This is a genomic window from Pedobacter sp. FW305-3-2-15-E-R2A2 (genome assembly GCF_038446955.1).
GTDB lineage: Bacteria > Bacteroidota > Bacteroidia > Sphingobacteriales > Sphingobacteriaceae > Pedobacter.
The window spans coordinates 5,790,151-5,811,640 of record NZ_CP151803.1; the positions used below are offsets into that span (position 1 = coordinate 5,790,151).

A 21,490-nucleotide genomic window follows, 5' to 3' on the forward strand; every position below is an offset into this window, starting at 1 on the left:
GTGGTTTATTTGGTGATACCAATATATAAATTAATTGCAAAAGTAAAGGAATAGAAAAATACCTTCGGCATGGGCACCGTTAAGTTTTCATTAAGTTCTCGTCCTTCTTCACCACCTGACGGCATCATCATTTCATTTTAAATGGCCGGATAAATCCCCAAAATTGTTAGGTTTAAAAACAAATGACAAAAGGCAGCCTAAAAACCATCGGAACCGGGATATTATTTTCTATGCTTTGGGCTTCGGCATCTGTAGCTACCAAGTTTGGGGTACAGTCTGCTCCTCCTTTAATTCTGGCAAACATCCGCTTCTTCCTCGCCGGTCTGGTCTTATTGGGGTATTGCTATGGATGGAGCAGAAACAAAATATACCGTCTTCCCAGCGCAACTGAATGGAAACAGCTTGCCATCTTTGGATTGTTGAATACGACCCTTTACCTGGGCTTATATGTCTATGCCATGAAGTTTACTGCGGCTGGGATCGGGAGTCTGGCGGTATCTACCAATCCGTTGCTGATTGTGTTGTTCTCTTCCTGGCTCATCCGACGCAGGCCTACTTCTGCCGAGATATTGAGTATTTTCCTGGGAATGTCCGGAATAGCCTTTGCCACTTATCCTTTACTGCATGATAAAAGCACCAGTTTTTTAGGCATCAGCCTGCTCCTGCTCAGCATGGTGATCGTCTCTTTTGCCAGTGTTTATTATGCCCGGATAAAATGGACCTTACCGAACCTGTTGATCAATGGATGGCAAGTGACCCTTGGTGGATTATTCCTCTTGCCGCTGACCTGTTCTTTTGCTGATTTTCAATCCTTTCATGCCGACCGGACCTTCTGGTATTCGGTGCTCTGGCTCAGCCTGGCCGTCTCTGTGATTGGCCTCATCTGCTGGTTTTACCTGCTAAAACTAGATACGGTAAAAGCTTCCTTATGGCTCTTTCTATGTCCGCTGTTTGGCTTCTTCTACGCCTGGTGGCTAATGGACGAAGCCATCACCTGGTACACCATTTGCGGCACTATTCTCGTGATTTTGGGCCTTTATATCGGGCAGCGCCAGCGACAAAAAAAGCAAACATTATAACCTATATTTTCCGTCGAACACAATAATATATGTTAAAATATGTTAAATAGATATAAATACCCAAGATATGAAAGCGATAAAATTAGTTTTATTTACGGGGGTGATCATCAGAAAACTCGGGTTAACCAAAATCTATTATTGGTTCTATAAGTAATATTTTCATTAAGAACATTATTTGTTAAATGGTATTTCCTACATTGATCCCATTGAGGGATTAATACACTTCATACTATTAACTTATTGACTTATGAATATAAAACTGAAAAGCTATTTTGCTGCTTTGGGGATTATTGCTGCGAGCTATTCTGCACAAGCCCAATCTCCTGCAAAATTTATAGATCCTGCAAATATGGATCTTACCGTAAAACCTGGAGACGATTTCTATAAATATGCGAGTGGTACCTGGATCAAGAACAATCCCGTTCCTGCAAAAGAAACCCGTTGGGGAAGTTTTAATGCCCTTCGTGATTTCAATATCAATGCCGTTAAAGGGCTGGTTGAAGATGCAGCCGCCGACAAATCTGCTCCTGCAGGTTCTGTTAAAAGACGTGTAGGCGATTTCTATACCGCAGCAATGGATAGCATTACCATTGAAAAACTGGGCTATACGCCTATCAAAGCAGATCTTGCGAAGATACAACTGATTAAAGACATCCCGGGTATTCTCGATCATGCCGCTTATCTGCGTACTTCAGGTCTTGCTGCACCTATGTTTAGCTTTTACGTCGGACAGGACAGAAAAAATGTAAACAAATACCTGGCGCAACTTGGACAAGGAGGAACAACCCTGCCCGACCGTGACTATTATTTAAAGGACGACAGCAGGAGTGTAAAAATCAGGGAAGCCTACCAAACCTATATGACTACCCTCTTTACCTTAACTGGGAATAACGCCGCGGAAGCAAAGAAAAAAGCAACCGCTGTAATGGCGATTGAAAAGCAACTCGCAGCAGCACAAATGGCAAGGGTGGAAATGCGCGATCCGCATAAAACCTATAATAAGTTTACCGTTACTGAGTTCAGCAAAACCACTCCGGGATTAGACTGGAGTACCATGCTTCCTAAATTTAAGGTAAAAGGGCAAGATACCATTTTAGTTTCCTCTCCTAAGTTCTTCACGAGCCTGGATGGAATGCTGAAAACGGTCTCTCTTTCAGACTGGAAAACCTATCTGGAATGGAATATTTTAAAATCTGCCGCACCTAACTTAAGTTCTCCTTTTGTGAATGCAAACTTTGCCTTTACACAGGCACAAAGCGGACAAAAAATACAAACACCAAGATGGCAAAGGATGTCTCAGCTTACAGACGGAACGATAGGCGAACTCTTAGGCCAGCTTTACGTGGCTAAATACTTCAAGCCTGATGCCAAAGTACGCATGACGGAACTGATCAGCAACCTTAGAAAAGCATTTGAAATCCGGATTAAAGGTCTGGACTGGATGAGCGACGTCACCAAAGGAAAAGCATTGGAAAAACTGAATGCTTTTGTGCCAAAGATCGGTTATCCTGAAAAATGGAAAACCTATGATGGCCTAACAATTGGCCGCACGACCTATTTACAAAACCTGCGCAATTCAGGTGCATGGGCCTATAATGAAATGGTAGATCAACTGGGCAAGCCGGTAGACCGGACCCGTTTCGGCATGACTCCACCAACGGTAAATGCCTATTACAGTCCGACGATGAATGAGATTGTATTCCCTGCCGGAATTCTTCAGTTCCCGTTCTTTGACCCTAACGCTGATGACGCTGTAAATTATGGTGGTATTGGTGCAGTGATCGGACATGAGATGTCGCACGGATTTGACGATTCAGGTAGCCAATATGATAAAGATGGAAACCTGCGCAACTGGTGGACACCGGAAGATAAAGTTAAATTTGAAGCCAAGACCAAGGCATTGGGTGAACAGTTTGATGCCTATACGGTATTGGATACCATCCATGTCATCGGTAAACTGACCATGGGCGAAAATATCGGTGATCTTGGTGGATTAAATGCAGCTTATACCGCATTCAAATTAACCAAACAAGGTCAGTCTGAGGAGAAAATCGATGGTTTTACCCCAGATCAGCGTTTCTTCTTATCCTGGGCTCAGGTATGGAGAGGAAATGTTTTGGATGAAACCGCAGCGCAGTTAATCAAAACTGATCCGCATTCGCCAGGTCCTTACAGAACCATTGGTGCTCCGGTAAATATGGATGCCTGGTACAAAGCATTTGATGTACAGCCAGGTGATAAATTATACAAAAAACCAGAAGACAGAATCAGGATGTGGTAAAACACATTGGCACATAGATATCTTGACTTCTATATATAAAGGCATCATTTTCATGATGCCTTTATGTTTATTTATATTTTTCCTGAAGCTTTTTGCTCAGCTTGGCAAGCACCAGTGCCCTTGATTCGGAAATCCTTCTTTTAAGCTCATCATCCGGCATCACTTCTAAACCATCCACCCTTACCCATTGCCTCTTGGCCATATGAGATGCCTGTTGAATTCCTGCCCTGCCAACCAGCGCATCGAAATCCTCCGGATCACATTTAATAGAAAAGCTTCCCTCTTCTAAAGAGATGATCACAAACATCTTCTCTTCGATCATGAAGCAAAGGTGTCCCCATTTCATCCCTTCGGTAGTTCCGTTTAAAGTCAGACAATATTCTCTGAATGTTTCAATATCCATAATTTGCAAATAATTCCTAAAGCTAATCACCTTTTGAATAAATGCAAGCCCCCCTCCTTCCTACAATTTAAAAAACATTATCTTGCGGCACATCTGTAAAAATGAATAAAATAACCATTACTGCCGACGGCTCGAATACCTTATACAACGAAACTATTGGGGAACATTACCATTCTAAACATGGTGCGTTGCAGGAAAGCAAGCATGTATTTATTGATGCTGGCCTGAAACACGTTGCCGCCAGCCGGAAAGAGATTTCCATTCTGGAAATCGGCTTTGGCACCGGTCTTAATTTTCTGTTAACGCTTGCGCATGCGGTGGAAGAAAACCTTCAGCTCCGCTATACCGGAATAGAAGCTTTCCCTCTGGAAACCGCAGAATTGCAATCCACAGGATACCACCAATACGTTCCCGAAGAAATATGGAACAGCCTGGAAACAAATTACCTTTCCGCATTAAAGGCTCCTGTAGCACTTTTACCCGGGCAACAGTTGTTCATTCCCCATACCACACTCGATCAGTTTCAAAGCGCCGCAGCATTTGACCTGATTTACTTTGACGCCTTTTCTGTGCAGCATCAACCGGAAATGTGGTCTGATGAAATCATTGCACATACCTGTAGTTTTCTTAAACCTGGCGGCACCTTTGTCACTTATGCCATCACAGGAAAATTAAAACGTGCGCTTAAAGCCAATGGCTTTAGCATTGAAAAACTTCCTGGGGCACCTGGTAAAAGGGAAATGCTCAGAGGAACCAAGTTGTAGTTTTAGCATAGGAGTTCAAAACTGCCGGCAGAAAAGTCAGTGGAATGTTTAATTCCTTCATTTCTTTATATTTTCCAGTAAGAAGCTAGATATTGTGGAACAAAATCATCCCAGATGTTGTTGATCTCTGTACGTTCTCCACATCATAATATAGCTACGCAATGGAAAAAAGAAAATTAGGAAATTCAGACTTATTTGTATACCCGATCACCTTTGGTGGTAATGTTTTTGGCTGGACAATAGATCAGGCTAAATCATTCGAAATATTAGATGGCTTCACAGAAGCCGGCTTTAACTTCATAGATACCGCAGATGTATATTCAAAGTGGAAACCCGGAAACTCCGGAGGAGAATCAGAAACCATTATCGGCAACTGGATGCAGGAAAGAAAAAACCGCAGCCAGGTAATCATTGCCACTAAAGTAGGTGCCGATATGGGACATGGGAAATCCCTGTCTAAGCAAAATATCCTCGCGGCTGTAGATGCCTCCCTTAAAAGATTAAAAACCGATTATATCGACCTTTATCAGTCGCATTATGATGACCCTGCTACTCCGGTTGCGGAAACACTGGAAGCTTATGATCAGCTGATCAGAGCAGGCAAAATCCGTTGGATCGGTGCTTCCAATTATTCGGCGGAGCGTTTAAAGGAATCCCTGGAGACCGCGCAAAAGCTCAGTCTTCCGAAATATCAGACCTTCCAGCCAGAATACAATTTATACGCCCGGGAAGGATATGAAAAAGAACTGGAGCAAGTGGCCACAGAATACCAGCTAGGCGTGATCAACTATTACGCACTTGCCAGTGGCTTTTTAAGCGGAAAGTACCGTTCTGAGGCTGACTTAAATAAAAGTCAGCGGGGCGGCGGAATGAGCCAGTACTTAAATGCAAGAGGATTTAAAATACTGAAAGCTTTAGATGAAGTTTCGGAGCAATACAATGCTTCTCCCGCAAGTGTGGCCCTGGCCTGGCTGATTGCCCGTCCTTCGGTAACAGCTCCAATTGCCAGCGTAACTAGCTTAAGTCAGTTGGAAGACCTGAAAAGAGCCGCTGCTTTAAAATTAAACATAGAAGATATTGCCATATTAGATCAGGCAAGTGACTGGAAATAAGCCATTCTTCTTTGCTTAAAAAGGAATATATTTAAAATATTAATGCCCTGCCGAATAATAATTGGCAGGGCATTTGTCTTTATGTGTAAATTACCTTTAATTTAAAACCTGGAAAAACCCTATGAAGAACCTCTCCACACAACCTTTTACCACCAAACTGGCGATGGTGCTGTTCTCCATCATCTGTGTTGGATACCTGGCCATTTTAGGTCAGACTTTGCTTGCTCCATTGCTGACTTCCTTTTTACTTGCGGTACTGTTGCTGCCTATGGCTAATTTTCTGGAACAGAAATGGCGCTTCAAAAGGAGTATGGCTTCCATCGTGTCGGTGGTGATTATGATTGCCGTAATTTCCGGAATCCTTTACTTTCTGGCGAACCAGCTGACCGATCTATGGCAGGATTGGCCACTGTTGAAGAAACAGGGGGAAACCTCTTTTCATGAACTGCAACATTGGATCTCTTCTACTTTTGGCGTAAATGCACAGAAGCAAATTGAATATGTGAAAGACGGCGCTTCCAAAGCACTATCTACCAGTGCTACCGTACTGGGTGCGACTTTACTGACCCTCTCCTCATCCCTTTTGTTCTTGTTTTTCCTTTTGCTTTTCACCTTTTTCCTGCTCAATTACCGCAAGGTCTTGTTCAGCTTTCTGACCTCCGTATTTGAGGAGGAACATACAGAAAAGGTAGGTGAAATTGTAAGACGCATTCAATACATTATAAAAAAATACATTACCGGTCTGTTTTTACAGATGCTCATTGTGACCATCATGATGATGCTTGTCCTTTGGGCATTGGGCGTAAAATATGCCGTATTGTTGGGCTTAATTGCAGGGATTTTTAACATCATCCCTTACATCGGTATTTTCAGTGCTTTACTCATCAGTGTGCTCATCACCTTTGCTACGGCAGGGGCGGCGAAAGTATTGCTTGTGATCGTGGCTTTTGCAGCAGTACATGCGGTTGACGGAAATATCCTTATGCCATTGGTGGTCGGTTCAAAGGTTAAAATCAATGCGCTATTTGCTTTCATCGGCATTGTGGTAGGAGAAATGGTCTGGGGAATCTCAGGAATGTTTCTCTGTATCCCCTACCTCGCGATGTTAAAGATCATTTTTGACAAGGTGGATTCTTTGAAACCATGGGGAGTCCTTCTTGGAGGTGAGGATAAACCACATAAAAAACGAAAGATTTACCGGATTACCAAGAACATCAAATTAGAAGAACAGGAATAAGGTTATGCGTGAAAACAGGTCGCCCCATATATTAAGTACCTCAGCAAATTTGCTGGGTTTATGTTTCATTGTACTGACCTCCATCAAGGTGTCAAAGATGCAGGATGTGACGTTGATCGATGAGACGACCGCAATGGCAATCATCCTGTTTATGACCAGCTGTCTTCTTTCTTTTCTCTCGATGAGAAGGAAACAGGGAAGTAACGACCGGTTGGAGAAAATAGCCGACATCATCTTTTTATCCGGTCTGATTGTTCTTTTTTTAACCACAATGATGATTACCTTTAACGTCATCAAATAATTCGTCAAAATGCCCAACCACATCGCCCCTTTAACTGCTGCCGATCCTTCTGCCGCCTTCCTCAGGTTATTAACCGTTTTAGATACCCTTCGCACAGATTGTCCATGGGATAAAAAACAAACCATGGAAAGCCTTCGTCATTTAACCATCGAAGAAACCTATGAATTGTCGGACGCCATTCTTGAGGGTGACCTCGAAGAAGTAAAGAAAGAGCTGGGGGATGTGATGATGCACCTTGTGTTTTATGCCAGAATCGCTTCAGAAACCAACGACTTTACCATTGTCGATGTACTCAATGGGGTTTGCGATAAACTCATCAACCGTCACCCGCACATCTATGGAGATGTGGAAGTACAGGATGAAAATGATGTAAAACGCAACTGGGAACAGATCAAACTTAAAGAAGGAAATAAATCTGTTTTAGCAGGCGTACCTGCTGGTTTGCCTTCTTTGGTGAAAGCCAGCCGTATTCAGGAAAAAGCCAGAGGTGTTGGCTTTGACTGGGATGATAAAACTCAGGTTTGGGAAAAGGTGGAAGAAGAACTTCAGGAATTTAAAAACGAGTTCAATACCGTTGACCATACGGCAATCGATGTAGAAAAGGCGGAAGGAGAATTTGGAGACCTTCTTTTTTCCCTGATCAACTACGCCCGTTTCATCAACATCAATCCGGAAAATGCGCTGGAAAAAACCAATAAAAAGTTCATCAAGCGTTTCCAGTATCTGGAAGCTAAGGCAAAGGAAAATGGGAAGGCTTTACAGGACATGACCCTTGCCGAAATGGACGTTTACTGGAATGAAGCAAAGAAAGTATAGGATATTCTCAAAATAGCACATAAAAAAAATGCCTTCCGGTTGGGAAGGCATTTTTTTGTTAACCATGTTTTTTCTTCATGGTCATTTTGGCCTTCTGGCCAATGCCATAGTTATAATCTTTGCTATTGCTTTCTTTCTTATCATGGTAAGCTCCGCCACCCTGAGGTGCCACATTCTTCTCCTTAACGATCCTGCTTTTATCAATGCCACCTTTAGCTTTTGTTACTTTATCGATCACCAGATCTTCAGGTAATTCCATTACAGTTAGTTTCTTTCCGATAGATTGCTCGATCTTTTTCACTTCTACCAGTTCCATATCTGTAGAGAAAGTAATGGCCACCACTTCTTCCTCATCAGTTTTCACGATTCTGCTCAGGAAAGTTTCCTTTTGCTCCGGAACTTCGAAATGGAAAAGGAAAGGAATTCCGGACAGGTCTAAACCAGAAGTACCTTCATTTGCAACGATCAGCACCCTTGCTTCAGGTGTTTCCTTGAAATCTTCGATATGATCAAAGCCTTCCTCGTCAAAGAACAAAGGGTTCAATACGGAAACGGCACCAGGTCTGGCGGAATGTAAGCTTTTACCCAATTTTTGAGCCGTCAGACGGGTATTTACGAATACCACTACTTTATCAAAGACCTCATCATCTCTCAAAAGGAGGTTCAGCAGGTTAATTTTTGTTTTAAAATTAGGAACAGGATACAAAAGCAGTTCATGGGTATTGGCCTGGCTATCGCCCAGGTCTTCCACTTCCAATGTTGTTGGAAAGTTCAGGAACTGATCGATCATATTGTTTAGTTTTTCATGAACAACAGTCGTAAAAATCAGGTGTTGACATTTCCCTGCACTTCTTGCCAGTTCAGCAACCGGAAGTTGCATTCCCTGTTTTACAATCACTTCTGCATCATCCACAATAAACATTTGCAGTTTACTCGTATTTAAACCAAGTTTCAGGTAAATCGCGCGTGCACGTGTTGGCAAAGCCACCACGATATCTACGCCGTCTACCAGATCCAGCACATCCTGTTCTGTCCCACCAGTTCCATAAAGGCCCATGATGCGCAGGTTTTTATTTCTGTTCAGTTTGTCGAATTCTGCGATGACTTCCAATACCTTTTCCTTACTGGGAACAAGGATCAAAACTTTCGGAGCTTCATCCGCTGTATATTTAAAGCGCATTAGAACCCCAAGCACATAATTTGTTGTTTTTCCCGACCCTTCAGGAGCAACAGCTATGATATCCTGTCCGCCAAGAATTCTTGACATTGTTTTTGCCTGAATCTCTTTTGCAGATATATATCCGGCATCAGTCATCGCTGTTACCAGTTGCTTGCTTAGTTTTAATTTCTCTAATGACACAGTTTCCTTATTAGTATATAATTCTGCAAATTTACGTAATATTTAATTGAGGTCTGTAGGCTTTTCAAATTGTCTTATTAATTGCATGTAAAAGCTGTTTAAATGATCAAAAATTGGTTTTCCGGTTACCGTTCCGTCGATCTTAATGCCTTGTTAGCGGAAAGCAGTCACCGGCCCTGGCCTCTTCCTGAAGGAAAATGGCAATATTACCAGGAATGGAATGAGGTATTGTTCTTTCATTGGAAAGTTCCCGCCGCGCTATTAAAGCCTCTGATTCCGGCAGGATTGGAACTGGACCTTTTTGAAAATGAGGCCTGGATCTCCCTGGTTCCCTTTACCATGGAAAAGATCAGTCCGGCAGGACTTCCTCCTGTAGCTTTCATCTCGGATTTCCATGAAATTAACCTGAGGACATATGTGGTAACGGAAGGCAAACCGGGCGTCTATTTCCTGAATATAGAAGGACAAAAACATTTGTCGGTATGGATTGCAAAACAGCTATCGGGTCTTCCTTATGAGAAAGCAACGATGCAGCGCAGTAAAAACACCTATCTTTCCAGCAATGTGATAAAAGGCTTTAACCTGGACATCGAATTTGAAGTAAAGGTTTTTCTCCAGTCAAAAAGTAAGCTTGATCTATGGCTTTCAGAAAGATATTGCCTTTACCTTAATCAGGGGCAAAAACTATACAGGTATGAAATCCATCACCTGGAATGGCAGATTGCGGAGATGGAATTAAAAAAAAATACGATAAACTATCAGATAAACGGTCTCCGTTTTACCGACCTTGCGCCAGACCTGATCCGTTATTCCCCTGGTGTAAAAGTACTGGCCTGGGGCCGACAAGAAATTAAAAGATAAAACCCGATGTCAATAACACTTGAAAAACTTAAATTCCCGATAGGGAAACATGAAAAGCCAGCATTCATTACACCGGAATTGATGGAGCATTACATCTCAACGATTGCGGCTTTCCCGGCAAAGCTTAAAAAGGAGGTCATCCACCTGAATGACGAACAGCTGGACAGCCCATACAGACCGGATGGCTGGACTATAAGGCAAGTAGTACATCATTGTGCAGATAGCCATATGAATGCCTTAATTCGTTTTAAATTGGCCTTAACGGAAGACAATCCGATAATCAAACCTTACCATGAGGAAATATGGGCAGAACTCGCAGACAGCAAAACGATGGAGATAGCTCCCAGCCTGGCTTTGCTTGAAGGATTACATGCCCGCTGGGAACAATTGCTCCGCAGCCTTTCTCCTTCCGACCTGGAACGCAGTTTTATTCATCCGGCACATGGGAATAAAGTCTTGCTAAATGAAAACACAAGTATCTATGCCTGGCATGGGGAGCATCACCTGGCACACATTACCGAGTTAAAAAAGAGAAATAACTGGACTTAATATGAAAAGAATCATCATCACAATTACTTTAATCTTAGCCGCTGCAACATTTTCCTTTGGCCAGGACAATTCTGTTTACAAAAATGCTCTTCAGGAAATGATGAACATTTCCGGTGCTACAGAAAGCTATAAAGTCGTTATTATACAGACTTTTAAGATGCTTAAAGAGCAAAAATCTCAGATTCCGGCTGAAGTATGGACACAGTTTGAAAAGTCCTTTCTCGATGCTTCCCAGGAAGAACTATTGGAAATGTTAGTTCCAATTTATCAGAAACACATTAGCCTGCCCGACCTGAAAGCCGTTATCGCTTTCTATCAGAGTCCTGCAGGCAAGAGGTTTTCAGAAAAAACACCACTCATTATGCAGGAATCCATGCAGGTAGGCCAGCAATGGGGCATAAGATTGGCAGAGCAATTCAAAAAAAACCTACAGGAGGAGGGCTATTAGCTCTTCCTTTTTCCTTTAAGCAGCATATCCATTGCATGATCAAGCGTACCTGCCCTGATCACTTCCCCGGAATTCACAAAAAAGATTTCATCCGCATTCTCTATGGTATTTAAGCGGTGTGCGATGATCACCAGGGTGGTATCCTTAGATAACTTTTTTAAGATCATGCCCAGCAATTGTTCTGTGATCGTATCGATGTTTGCCGTCGCTTCATCCAGGATTAACAATTCCGGATTGCGCAATACCGCCCTCATAAAGGCGATCAATTGCTTTTGTCCGAGGCTGATGTTATCAGATCCTGAGGTAACGGGTGTTTCCAGGCCTTCGTCAAATATGGCAAGTAAGGCTTCCAGATCTGCCGCTTTGATCACCTCTTCCAATTGCGCATTCGAATAATCCTTATACTTGGCATTACCGTATAAAATATTGTCTTTCACCGTTCCGCTAAACAGAAAAGGTTCCTGCAAAATAAACCCGATCTTATCACTTCTCTCTTCATCCGTATAGGAGCGAATGTCTTTGCCGCTCAGCAACACCGTTCCTTTCGTCGCATCATACAACCTGGCAATCAGCGAAGCTGTGGTTGTTTTTCCGCCTCCCGTAGGACCAATCAATGCGTATGTTTTTCCCTTTTCCAGACTGAAATTGATATGGTGCAGGATTTCCTGTCCCTCAGCGTAGGAGAAATGTACGTTTCGGAATTCCAATAATGAGTTGGAGGTTTCAACCGTATCTTTCAGCTGAGGCAAATCATTTTCCATGGATAGAATCTGTGAGACCCTGTCCCAACTTGCCATGGCCACCTGAAAGCTAGCCCATAATGCAGCAAGTTGCCTTAATGGATTGTAAAAGTTAGTCGCGTACGATAAGTAACTCACCAATAAGCCGATCGTAAATTTACCGGTAGAAATCAGGTAGATTCCAAACAGTAATACAATCAATTGCGCCATGCTGGAAAGCAAACCATACACCGGCATTAAAATATTGTTGGCCAGTCCGGCGCCTATTGCGGTACGGTAATTATTCTGGTTGGCCTCATCAAATCGTTTTCTAAAATAATCCCTTCTGTTAAAAGCAATGATCACTTTAAAGTTATTCAGGCTTTCCTGAATCTCTGCACTCATCCCCCCTACACTTTTTAAATTGGCTGCATTTCTTCTTTTTACCCATGGGGAAACCACCGCAGTAAAAAGCAGAATCAGTACTGCTGGTACCAGCGCAACTGCCCCAAGCTCAAAATTGATCAGCAATAAAAAAATACCAGCGCCCGTCATCGTTACAATACTTCCGATAAACTGCATCAGCGACTGAGAGAAAAACTGGTTAATTTTATCGGTATCACTATTTACTCTGGAAATCAGATCACCAGCTTTGTTTTCATTAAAAAAAGCAACCGGCAATTCCTGCAGCTTATTAAAGATGGCATTTCTCAAGGTATACAGCATTCGCTGCCCTACTCCCCCCATCAGTTTTGTTTGCAGGTATCCCGTGCAGAAAGCGATCATATACATGACCAGCAAGATTCCTGAAAACTTCAATACACCGGGATACTGCTTGGTACGCACATATGCATCGATCGTATGCCCGATTAATAAGGGGCCCAACAACAACAATCCAGAGTTTAAAAGGATCGTTCCTGAAGCAATCCATAAATTTCTCCGCTCATTACTGATCAGTTGTATCAGCTTTTTCAGCGCCTGATAAGTAGATCGCTTTTCCTGCGTGGTACTTTCCTGATTAAGATTATAATTCATAATTGCTGGTGCTCTGTTGTGAAGAATAAATCTGAACATATTCAGGACTGCTTTTCATCAGCTCTGTATGTGTTCCCTGAGCAACGATCTCGCCCTGCATCAATACAATAACTTTATCATAATGTGCTACAGACACAATTTTCTGAGTTACAGAAAGTAAGGTGATGCCCGGATAATTTCGCTGAACATTTTCTAAGATCCTCTTTTCGGTATTGTGGTCTACGCGGGAAGTAAAATCATCCAAAAGCAAAACCTTAGGATTTAAGGCCAAAGCCCTTGCCAGCATAATTCGCTGCTTTTGGCCACCGGAAAGGTTCGAACCACGTTCAGAAACAACCGTATTCAGCTGATCGGGAAGCCCTGCCACAAAATCGTTCAGCTCAGCCGTCTCAATTGCCTTTTCCAGCGACTGATCGGTCACAGTATCGCTAAATGCGATGTTTTCCCGGATGCTCATGTTAAAGATGATGCTATCCTGAAAAACGAAGCCTACCTGCTGGTGAAAGGCTTCCTGGTTATAACTGTTGATGTCATGTCCGTCAAACAATACTTCACCGGATTCCGGATCGATCAATCCGGTGAGGATGTACAGCAATTGTGACTTCCCTGCTGCTGTCGGGCCAATAATGGCCGTTTTAGATCCTGCTTTTAAAGCAAAGGAAATGTTTTTCAGTGCAGGTTTCTGTCCGTAAGAGACCGAAACATCTTTCAGTTCCAGTTCCCCTCTTAGTGCGACATTGATGCTGCCATCCGCAGGGCTTTCTGCAATATTCAATACGCCTTCAATCCGCTGATAAGAAGTCGTGGCCTGGGCAATTACGTTGCTCATGAAACCGATCACCAGAATCGGAAAGATCAGCAAACTCAGATAACTGTTAAAAGCGGCGAATTCGCCCAGACTCATCGTTCCCTGAATCACAAAATGACCACCAAGGGCAAGTATTGTCAGTCCGGCCATATTGGCCACAAAGATGATCAGTGGGATCAGCCCTGCAAATAACTTAAGAATAGACAGGCCCAGGTTCCTGGCCTGAGTATTCGCCGACAGGAATTTATCATATTCCAGCTGTTGCGAATTGATCACCCTGATCAATGCCGCGCCAAGGATACTTTCACTGATGACTTTATTGAGCCAGTCGATCACCTCCCTGCTCTTTTTAAACAATGGCTTCACTTTACTGAGGACGAGGTAAAAAGAAGTCCCGATGATGGGAACAATCGCAATGACTGCCAAAGCAAGTTTCCAGTTCAGGCTGAGCAACAGGATACTGGCACCAACAATAAGAAATATAGAAGAGGCGATGGAGACAATGGCTTGTGAGACAAAAGATTTGATTGCATCAACATCTGTAGTCAGGTTAGTCAGTAACTTTGAAGGATTGGCCTTTTCAATATAAGCATGACTCTGACGGGAAATCTGATCGGAAAGCCGGGTTCTCAGGTCTCTTGCCACCCGTTCTGAAGCATAAGTCTGTACCAAACTCTGAAGGTAAGTAAACAGGAAAATAAAAAGAATGGCAATCCCGAATTCAATGAATACTGCCCGGATCTCAAAGGTTCCTGCCGTATACGCGTCAATGCTGTTCGCTATAATTTTAGGGAGCAGCAGATTCACACCATTGCTCAGCAGCGCCAGGAATATCAACAAAAAGATCATTCCCCGATAAGGCTTTAGCAGACTAAAAACACTCGACTTCTTCTCTGCTTTGGTTGTTTTCATATCCTGATGGGTTGTTATAATCTGCTATTTAAATCTGATCGCTTTGAGTGGTGAGATTTTACTAACCAACATAGAAGGCAGGATCAATACCATAAAACAGATGACCACCGTACAGACATTAAGTATTAATACTTCTGAAAAATGAATTTCTATAGGGACATAAGATAAATAATAAGATCCCTGATCCAGCTTAAACAAGTGTGTGTATTGCTGCAGGAAGCCTAAACCAAGTCCTAAAATATTCCCCAGCAACAATCCTATCCCTACCAGATAAATCGCATTGTAAAGAAAAATCTTCATCACGCTAAAATCTGTCATCCCGAATGCCTTCAGCATTCCAATCATATTGGTACGTTCTAAAATCATGATCAGCAGGGCAGTAATCATATTGATCACCCCTACAATCATCATTAAGATGAGCAACACCCTGGTATTGACATCCAGTAAGGATAACCAGGTAAAAATCGCGGGGAAAAATTCAGAAACTGATTCTGATTTAAGGTTCACTTCAAGGTTGGTATAGATGTCCAGTGAAACAGGCTTGAGTTTCGAAAAATCCTTAATCCGGATTTCTATTCCTCCGATCTCATTTGGCGCCCAGTTGTTTAACCTGCGGATCACATTCAGGTCTCCTAAAACAAAACCTTTATCAATTTCCTCTACACCAACACTATATATACCTACGATTTTAAACTTCCTGCTTCGGGGTGGGTTCTGCACGAAATTCATGATAAAAGAGTCTCCTGTCTTCAATTTCAGCCGGTTTGCAGTAAATTGAGAGATCATAATTTCCTTCATCGCCGATGCGCTATCGGTAAAACTGATTACCCTTCCGCTCACCAAATGTTCGGAAATATACTTCCAGTTGAAACTCTTGTCGATCCCTTTAAAATTAATGCCCTCTACTTCGTCGTTCACCGAAATAATTGCAGGCTTTGTCGCATAAGGCTGAAAGTAAACTATATCCTTATTTTTTTTCAGGTTGTTAATGGTCTCTGCCTCCGGAACAAAGGGTGTAAGCTCAAAGGAATTATTCAGGTCGAACTTATAGATGCGCACATCTCCGATATAGCCCCTCACCTTTTCCTGAATCTCTGTTTTAAAGCCATTAATAATAGCGACCGACAAAATCATTACCGCTAAGCTGAGCATTACGCCCGCTATCGCAATGCGAACGATCAGCTTGGAAAAAGTACGCTCAGATTTAATGGCTATCCGCCTTGCTATGAAATATTCTGTATTCAATCTTTTGCTATAAATGGTAACTTAGCAAAAATGCTCAATTGATTTTGATTTAAAGTTATAATTATAAAAAAAGGTTCCCCAATGAGACAATCACTTACCTATATCTTCCAGGCTGCATTTCTTACTTTTAGTCTTCAGGCTTGCGCTTCCAGTACACCGGTTAAAATAAAACCTACAGTACCCCATTCTACGGTAGCCAGTACCAAGACTGTGGAACTGCAGGAAAACCCTATCCGTACCGGAGCTGAGCAGACAGAAAGATACCTTCCCTATCTGAAAGGCAAACGCATTGGAATGGTGGTCAATCCAACTTCTGTTATCGGAAATGAAACTTCAGTAGACAGCCTGTTGAAACTGGGGGTAAATATTGTAAAGATCTTTGGTCCGGAACACGGTTTCCGTGGCAATGCCAGTGCGGGAATTCATGTGAACGATGCCATAGATACAAAAACAGGCATAAAAGCGGTTTCTCTTTACGGAAAACACTCCACACCTACCAAAGAAGACCTCGCAGATGTAGACCTGATGATCTTTGACATTCAGGATGTGGGTGTTCGTTTTTACACCTATATCAATACCCTGCAACATGTGATGGAAGCTTGCGCGGCAGAAAATAAAGAAGTACTGATCCTTGACCGTCCCAATCCTAACGGATTCTATATCGATGGGCCCATTCTTGATCCGAAACTCGTTTCCGGAATAGGCCTGCAAGCCATTCCGATTGTTCATGGATTAACCGTTGGAGAATACGCACAGATGCTCAATGGCGAAGGCTGGTTGAAGAACAAAGTAAAATGTAAAATCAAGATCATTACCGTAGAAAATTACAACCACGACCTTCCATATGACCTTCCGGTGAAACCATCACCGAACCTGAATACCCAGCAATCTATTTTACTTTACCCTACTTTATGTCTTTTTGAGGGGACTTATCTGAGCCAGGGAAGAGGTACCCAATTTCCATTTACCATTTTAGGCGCTCCTGCATTAAAAGGAAAATACAATTTCAGCTTTACCCCTAAAAGCATCAAGGGAATGGCAGAAACACCTTTACATCAAAACAAAGTATGTTATGGCATGGACCTGAGAACTTATGATGTGGCTAAGATCCGAAAAGATAAAGCACTGAATTTAAACTGGCTGATTGAACTGTACAATGCTTATCCCAATAAAGCAGATTTCTTCAACTTTAAACTCAGCGCTCAGATGGGAAATTTCGACAAGCTGTCGGGAGATTATAGCCTGAAACAACAAATCATTGCCGGGAAATCAGAAAAAGAAATCAGGGCCAGCTGGGAGCCCGGATTAACGAAGTATAAAACAATGCGTCAGCAGTATTTGTTGTATCCTTAAAAAAGGATCCCGATGAACAGCGAGCCCAAAAAGAAAAGCGGAAAACCCGGTAGCAATTACCTGGAAGAAATCCCGAAGGATAAGGTTCCTGCCGGAGATAAGGCAGTAAAGAAACCGGAAGATAAGGACTATCGGAAAGAAGAAGCCGATTTTAAGCATCCGGCTAAAGAAAGAGAACAGGGAGAACAACCAGTACATCCGATAAAAAACGCACCAAAAGCATAATCAAGGCCCTGAAATAATTTCAGGGCCTCTATTTTTTCTGTACCGCTTTTTTCTGTACCGCGCGCAAAAACGACATCAGTACCTTTTCATCGTTTTTTATTCCCGCTAAAGTATCTGCCTGACCAGGATCTATTTTCTTCAGGTACTTTGTGAGTTTCCCCTGTTCAAAAGCATCCAGCAACATCGGATACACATAAGAACTTTTACATACCGCACGGGTATTCCCAAGTCTTGCCGCTACACAATCCAGCACTTCAACAATCATCTTTTTCTTTGGTTTCTCTTCTATGGCCGTTGCTTCACAGACCGCCAGTTGTCGCAAGGCCTCCAATGTTCCTCCCCAGGTTCGAAAGTCCTTAGCACTAAAATCTCCTCCAGTGATCTCTTTGATGTAATTGTTGATCATCCCCGAATCTATCGCCCTGCGTTCTGTTCCATCGGTATAATATTGAAACAAGTCCTGTCCGGGGATTTCCTTACATTTCCTCAACAAGGCAGCCAGGGTTTTGTCGTTCAGACTCAAGTCCTGCTGAACTCCCTTTTTGCCGACAAAACTAAGCAGCAAATGATCTCCATTGATCTTCACATGTTTATTCCGCAGCGTACTCAGTCCATAACTTCCGTATAACTGTTTGTAGGATTCATTGCCAATCCTGATTAAGGTTTTCTGCATAAACTGCACACAGATCGCGAGGACCTTTAACTCATCAAATTTTTTGCGTCTCAGGTCCTTTGCAATCCTCGCTCTTGCTTTGGGTAAGGCTTTTCCAAAATCCAGCAGTCGGAAATATTTGCTGTCCGAGCGTCTGGAAGTCCATTCCGCATGATAACGGTATTGTTTCCTTCCTGCGAGATCGACTCCGGTAGCCTGCAGATAACCATTCTTCCTGGGAGAGATCCAGACCTTTGTCCATGCCGGAGGAAGTACCAGTGCTGCTATCCTGTTCAGTTCGTTTTCGTCTTTCACCGGATTTCCATCTTTATCTTCGTAATGAAAATCTCCTGGCTTTCCCTTCCTGTATATCCCAGGCTTGCTGTCTGTTACATAAACCAATCCGCTTGATTTGAGTTCTTCGAGTGTCTCCACCATATACTTTGCATAAAATATGCGTGAAATTTTTAGTTATTTTGTTATCTAAAACAACGGATGATGAGATTAGTTTTTATGGGTACTCCCGATTTTGCAGTAGCTTCTTTAAGCGCTTTGGTGGAAGCTGGATTTGATGTGGTTGGTGTCGTTACGGCGGCCGACAAGCCTGCCGGAAGAGGTCAGAAGCTTCAGGAAAGTGCCGTAAAACAATATGCTGTAGCAAAAGGAATAAAAGTATTGCAACCCCTAAAGCTAAAAGATCCGGAGTTTATTACTGAATTAAAGGCCTTAAATGCTGATTTACAGGTAGTCGTTGCCTTCCGCATGTTACCGGAAGTGGTCTGGAATATGCCTGCAAAAGGAACGATCAACCTTCATGGCTCTCTATTGCCACAATATCGTGGAGCAGCCCCAATTAACCATGCCATCATCAACGGAGAAAAGGAATCCGGAGTAACCACCTTTTTCCTGAAACATGAAATAGATACCGGCGATGTGATCTTCTCTGCCAGTGTGCCTATCGGCGATACAGAAACCGCTGGTGAGCTCCATGATCAGCTGATGAATGTGGGTGCGGAACTATTGGTGAAGACTGTAAAAGCAATTGAGGAAGGAAATTATGAAGAGCAGCCACAGCCTCAGCATGAAGAACTGAAACATGCACCCAAGATATTTAAAGAAAATTGTCTGATTGACTGGAACCAACCGGCGAGAACGATTTACAATATGATCCGCGGCTTGAGTCCTTATCCCACTGCCTTTACCAGGCTCAACGACAAAACACTGAAAGTATTCCGCGCAGAGCTGGAAGAAAAAGAAACCGGCATCTCCCCTGGAGGGTTCCTGTCGGATGGAAAAACCTTTCTTAAATTCGCTGCAAAAGACGGTTTCATTAAGCTGACAGACCTTCAGTACGAAGGTAAAAAACGCATGTCGACGGAGGAGTTCCTAAGAGGTTATCGCATTGAGTCTGGCGCTTAGGTCTTTGGAGATCTCGTTAAAATAACGTTTCCTTCCATAGCCCATCACCCATCTGATCCCGCCTGTTGCATTCGTGATAAAAACCTCTTCTGCTTCTTTAAGCACTTCAGGATTTATCTGCGCTTCAATAAGCGGGATGTCATTGCTCTTGGCCATATTCATTACCACACTCCGCATCACCCCCGCAACACAACCTTCGGATAAAGCAGGGGTATAAATCTGCTTATCGTAAACTACAAAGACATTGGAACTGATGCTTTCACATAGAAAGCCATGCTGGTTTAAAATAAAAGCCTCGTCCAGATTGTGCTGCTTTTTATACAAACCCGCCATCACATACAATAAAGAATTGGTGGTTTTGTAGTTGGAGAGCTTGTTCACGGGTTTCGTGATTTCATCGTAAACATCTACGATCAGCCCTTTCTTATTCATTTCATAGGTAGGCTGAGCAAGAGGAGTTGCTTCCAGGACATACCCTGATTTATTGCTTTCAGGGGTATATAGGCCTTCTCCCGCTCTGTATACAGAAAGACGGAAACGGATATGGTCCTTCAACTTATTCTTTTTGCTAAGCTCCGCAGTTTTCTGCTTCAGAAAATATTCGTCCATCAGGTTACTGCCATCCATTTTCAAAGCCTTCATTCCTGCCCTGAGGCGATCGGCGTGCTGCTCTGCAAACTTTAGTTTCCCATTGTCCATGCGCATGGATTCAAACAAGCCATCACCATATCTGAATGCACGGTTCTGCACCCCGATCACAGGATGGTTTGCCGCTACAAACTCATCATTATGTAAAATATATTCCTGTTGCATTTACGACGGCTCAACGATGTAGTTTCTCCATTTATTTAATACCGAATCAAAATCAGCAGGTAAAGGTGCCTCAAATTCCATATACTCTTTAGTAGTCGGGTGGATAAAACCTAAAGTCTGTGCATGTAATGCCTGACGTGGCAACATTTGAAAACAGTTTTGAACGAACTGTTTGTATTTGTTGAAGGTTGTTCCTTTTAATATTTTATCTCCGCCGTAATTGGCATCGTTAAATAAAGGGTGTCCAATATGCTGCATATGTGCTCTGATTTGGTGTGTCCGGCCCGTTTCCAGCTGACAACTGATTAGGGTTACATATCCTAAACGCTCTAATACCGAATAATGTGTTACCGACCACTTACCTTTTTCTTCGTCGTCATATACATCCATCACAATCCTGTTCTTGGCACTTCTTCCGATATAGCCCGTAACCGTACCGTCTTCCAGCACATCTCCCCAGGCCATGGCAATATATTTACGGGTAATGGTATGGTCAAAAAACTGTTTCGCCAGTTTGGTCATTGTGATCTCGTTCTTACTGATCAGTAACAAACCCGAAGTATCTTTATCAATCCGGTGAACCAGGCCAGGCCTGCCTTCATTTCCCGGTAATTGTGGTAATTTTTCAAAATGGTAGGCCAGCGCGTTCACCAATGTCCCCGTATAATTGTTAAATCCAGGATGTACGACCATGCCCGCTGGTTTATTGACTACCAACAGATCGTCATCTTCATATACAATATCCAAAGGGATATTTTCAGGGTAAACTTCCGTATCTCTTGGCGGATGCGGGAAGACGATAGAGATCTCATCCGCAGGTTTTACCTTATAGCTCGCTTTAACAGTGCCTTGATTAACCAACACATTTCCGGCATCAATAGCATTCTGAATACGATTGCGGGAAGCATTCTCCATGCGTCCCATTAAAAATTTGTCTATTCTTAACAAAGACTGTCCTTTATCAACAACAATATTAAAATGTTCGTATAAATCCTGCTCTTCTAATTCCTGCACGCTGTTGCTATTTTCCATGAAATGCATCTCTGTTTATGATTGAGGATGCCCCGTTATAGGGCCGTTCCATTATGCAAAACTAAT

At 42.7% G+C, this 21,490-nt stretch carries 21 protein-coding genes; 13 read left to right on the forward strand and 8 right to left on the reverse strand.

The features are described 5' to 3' along the window. The first annotated feature begins 182 nt into the window (after positions 1-182). On the forward strand, positions 183-1,079 hold the full coding sequence (locus AAFF35_RS23385) for a DMT family transporter (RefSeq protein WP_342328981.1): 897 nt from the start codon (positions 183-185) through the stop codon (positions 1,077-1,079). Positions 1,080-1,326: 247 nt separating this feature from the next. Beyond that, on the forward strand, positions 1,327-3,360 hold the full coding sequence (locus tag AAFF35_RS23390) for a M13 family metallopeptidase (protein WP_342328982.1): 2,034 nt from the start codon (positions 1,327-1,329) through the stop codon (positions 3,358-3,360). 67 nt (positions 3,361-3,427) lie between these two features. On the opposite strand, the gene AAFF35_RS23395 is transcribed toward AAFF35_RS23390, so the two are convergent. Then, positions 3,428-3,763, reverse strand: coding sequence for an MmcQ/YjbR family DNA-binding protein (locus AAFF35_RS23395; RefSeq protein WP_342328983.1), 336 nt, complete (start codon positions 3,761-3,763; stop codon positions 3,428-3,430). 101 nt (positions 3,764-3,864) lie between these two features. Between AAFF35_RS23395 and mnmD the strand changes: the two genes are divergently transcribed. From mnmD to mazG, 5 genes are all read left to right on the forward strand, one after another. Next, entirely contained in the window at positions 3,865-4,527 is a 663-nt protein-coding gene (gene mnmD / locus AAFF35_RS23400; protein ID WP_342328984.1) for a tRNA (5-methylaminomethyl-2-thiouridine)(34)-methyltransferase MnmD, read from the forward strand. A 161-nt stretch (positions 4,528-4,688) separates the two neighbouring features. Beyond that, complete coding sequence (locus AAFF35_RS23405; RefSeq protein ID WP_342328985.1) at positions 4,689-5,639, forward strand: aldo/keto reductase; 951 nt, start codon at positions 4,689-4,691, stop codon at positions 5,637-5,639. Positions 5,640-5,760: 121 nt separating this feature from the next. Beyond that, complete coding sequence (locus AAFF35_RS23410; protein ID WP_342328986.1) at positions 5,761-6,876, forward strand: AI-2E family transporter; 1,116 nt, start codon at positions 5,761-5,763, stop codon at positions 6,874-6,876. Between the two features lie 88 nt (positions 6,877-6,964). Then, a complete protein-coding gene (locus AAFF35_RS23415; RefSeq protein ID WP_342328987.1) occupies positions 6,965-7,177 on the forward strand; it encodes a hypothetical protein in 213 nt (70 codons plus the stop codon). Between the two features lie 9 nt (positions 7,178-7,186). Beyond that, positions 7,187-7,993 carry a nucleoside triphosphate pyrophosphohydrolase gene (mazG, locus tag AAFF35_RS23420; protein WP_342328988.1) on the forward strand — a complete coding sequence of 269 codons (807 nt, stop codon included), beginning with the start codon at positions 7,187-7,189 and terminating at the stop codon, positions 7,991-7,993. Positions 7,994-8,051: 58 nt separating this feature from the next. Here mazG and AAFF35_RS23425 read toward each other — a convergent pair whose 3' ends face one another. Further along, positions 8,052-9,353, reverse strand: coding sequence for a DEAD/DEAH box helicase (locus tag AAFF35_RS23425; RefSeq protein ID WP_342328989.1), 1,302 nt, complete (start codon positions 9,351-9,353; stop codon positions 8,052-8,054). A 102-nt stretch (positions 9,354-9,455) separates the two neighbouring features. On the opposite strand from AAFF35_RS23425, the gene AAFF35_RS23430 reads away from it, so the two are divergent. The 3 genes from AAFF35_RS23430 to AAFF35_RS23440 are packed head-to-tail and all read left to right on the forward strand — an operon-like array spanning position 9,456 to position 11,211. After that, complete coding sequence (locus tag AAFF35_RS23430; protein WP_342328990.1) at positions 9,456-10,214, forward strand: DUF2071 domain-containing protein; 759 nt, start codon at positions 9,456-9,458, stop codon at positions 10,212-10,214. Positions 10,215-10,220: 6 nt separating this feature from the next. Then, the gene (locus AAFF35_RS23435; protein ID WP_342328991.1) at positions 10,221-10,763 is read left to right on the forward strand and encodes a YfiT family bacillithiol transferase; all 543 of its coding nucleotides are present in this window, start codon (positions 10,221-10,223) and stop codon (positions 10,761-10,763) included. A 1-nt stretch (position 10,764) separates the two neighbouring features. Further along, entirely contained in the window at positions 10,765-11,211 is a 447-nt protein-coding gene (locus AAFF35_RS23440; protein ID WP_342328992.1) for a DUF2059 domain-containing protein, read from the forward strand. Here the strand turns inward: AAFF35_RS23440 and AAFF35_RS23445 are convergent. Genes AAFF35_RS23445 through AAFF35_RS23455 form a run of 3 tightly spaced genes read right to left on the reverse strand, consistent with a single transcriptional unit; the run spans position 11,208 to position 15,930 of the window. Next, positions 11,208-12,965: an ABC transporter ATP-binding protein gene (locus tag AAFF35_RS23445; RefSeq protein ID WP_342328993.1), complete on the reverse strand. Its 1,758-nt coding sequence runs from the start codon at positions 12,963-12,965 to the stop codon at positions 11,208-11,210. The two genes, AAFF35_RS23440 and AAFF35_RS23445, sit on opposite strands and share 4 nt — an antisense overlap. Beyond that, a complete protein-coding gene (locus AAFF35_RS23450) occupies positions 12,955-14,685 on the reverse strand; it encodes an ABC transporter ATP-binding protein (protein ID WP_342328994.1) in 1,731 nt (576 codons plus the stop codon). The genes AAFF35_RS23445 and AAFF35_RS23450 overlap by 11 nt, the downstream gene beginning before the upstream one ends. A gap of 24 nt (positions 14,686-14,709) precedes the next feature. Beyond that, complete coding sequence (locus AAFF35_RS23455) at positions 14,710-15,930, reverse strand: FtsX-like permease family protein (RefSeq protein WP_342328995.1); 1,221 nt, start codon at positions 15,928-15,930, stop codon at positions 14,710-14,712. An 81-nt stretch (positions 15,931-16,011) separates the two neighbouring features. On the opposite strand from AAFF35_RS23455, the gene AAFF35_RS23460 reads away from it, so the two are divergent. Together AAFF35_RS23460 and AAFF35_RS23465 are read left to right on the forward strand one after the other, a co-directional pair. Continuing rightward, a complete protein-coding gene (locus AAFF35_RS23460) occupies positions 16,012-17,283 on the forward strand; it encodes a DUF1343 domain-containing protein (RefSeq protein WP_342328996.1) in 1,272 nt (423 codons plus the stop codon). 12 nt (positions 17,284-17,295) lie between these two features. Then, the gene (locus AAFF35_RS23465) at positions 17,296-17,508 is read left to right on the forward strand and encodes a hypothetical protein (RefSeq protein WP_342328997.1); all 213 of its coding nucleotides are present in this window, start codon (positions 17,296-17,298) and stop codon (positions 17,506-17,508) included. A gap of 28 nt (positions 17,509-17,536) precedes the next feature. On the opposite strand, the gene AAFF35_RS23470 is transcribed toward AAFF35_RS23465, so the two are convergent. Further along, positions 17,537-18,598, reverse strand: a complete 1,062-nt coding sequence (locus AAFF35_RS23470; protein WP_342328998.1) for a DNA topoisomerase IB — start codon at positions 18,596-18,598, stop codon at positions 17,537-17,539. Positions 18,599-18,658: 60 nt separating this feature from the next. Here AAFF35_RS23470 and fmt point away from each other — a divergent pair, with 60 nt between their 5' ends. Next, a complete protein-coding gene (fmt, locus tag AAFF35_RS23475) occupies positions 18,659-19,579 on the forward strand; it encodes a methionyl-tRNA formyltransferase (RefSeq protein WP_342333374.1) in 921 nt (306 codons plus the stop codon). Here fmt and AAFF35_RS23480 read toward each other — a convergent pair. Together AAFF35_RS23480 and AAFF35_RS23485 are read right to left on the reverse strand one after the other, a co-directional pair. After that, positions 19,547-20,392, reverse strand: coding sequence for an aminotransferase class IV (locus tag AAFF35_RS23480; RefSeq protein ID WP_342328999.1), 846 nt, complete (start codon positions 20,390-20,392; stop codon positions 19,547-19,549). The two genes, fmt and AAFF35_RS23480, sit on opposite strands and share 33 nt — an antisense overlap. Further along, a complete protein-coding gene (locus AAFF35_RS23485; RefSeq protein WP_342329000.1) occupies positions 20,393-21,424 on the reverse strand; it encodes an RluA family pseudouridine synthase in 1,032 nt (343 codons plus the stop codon). Positions 21,425-21,490: the final 66 nt, after the last annotated feature.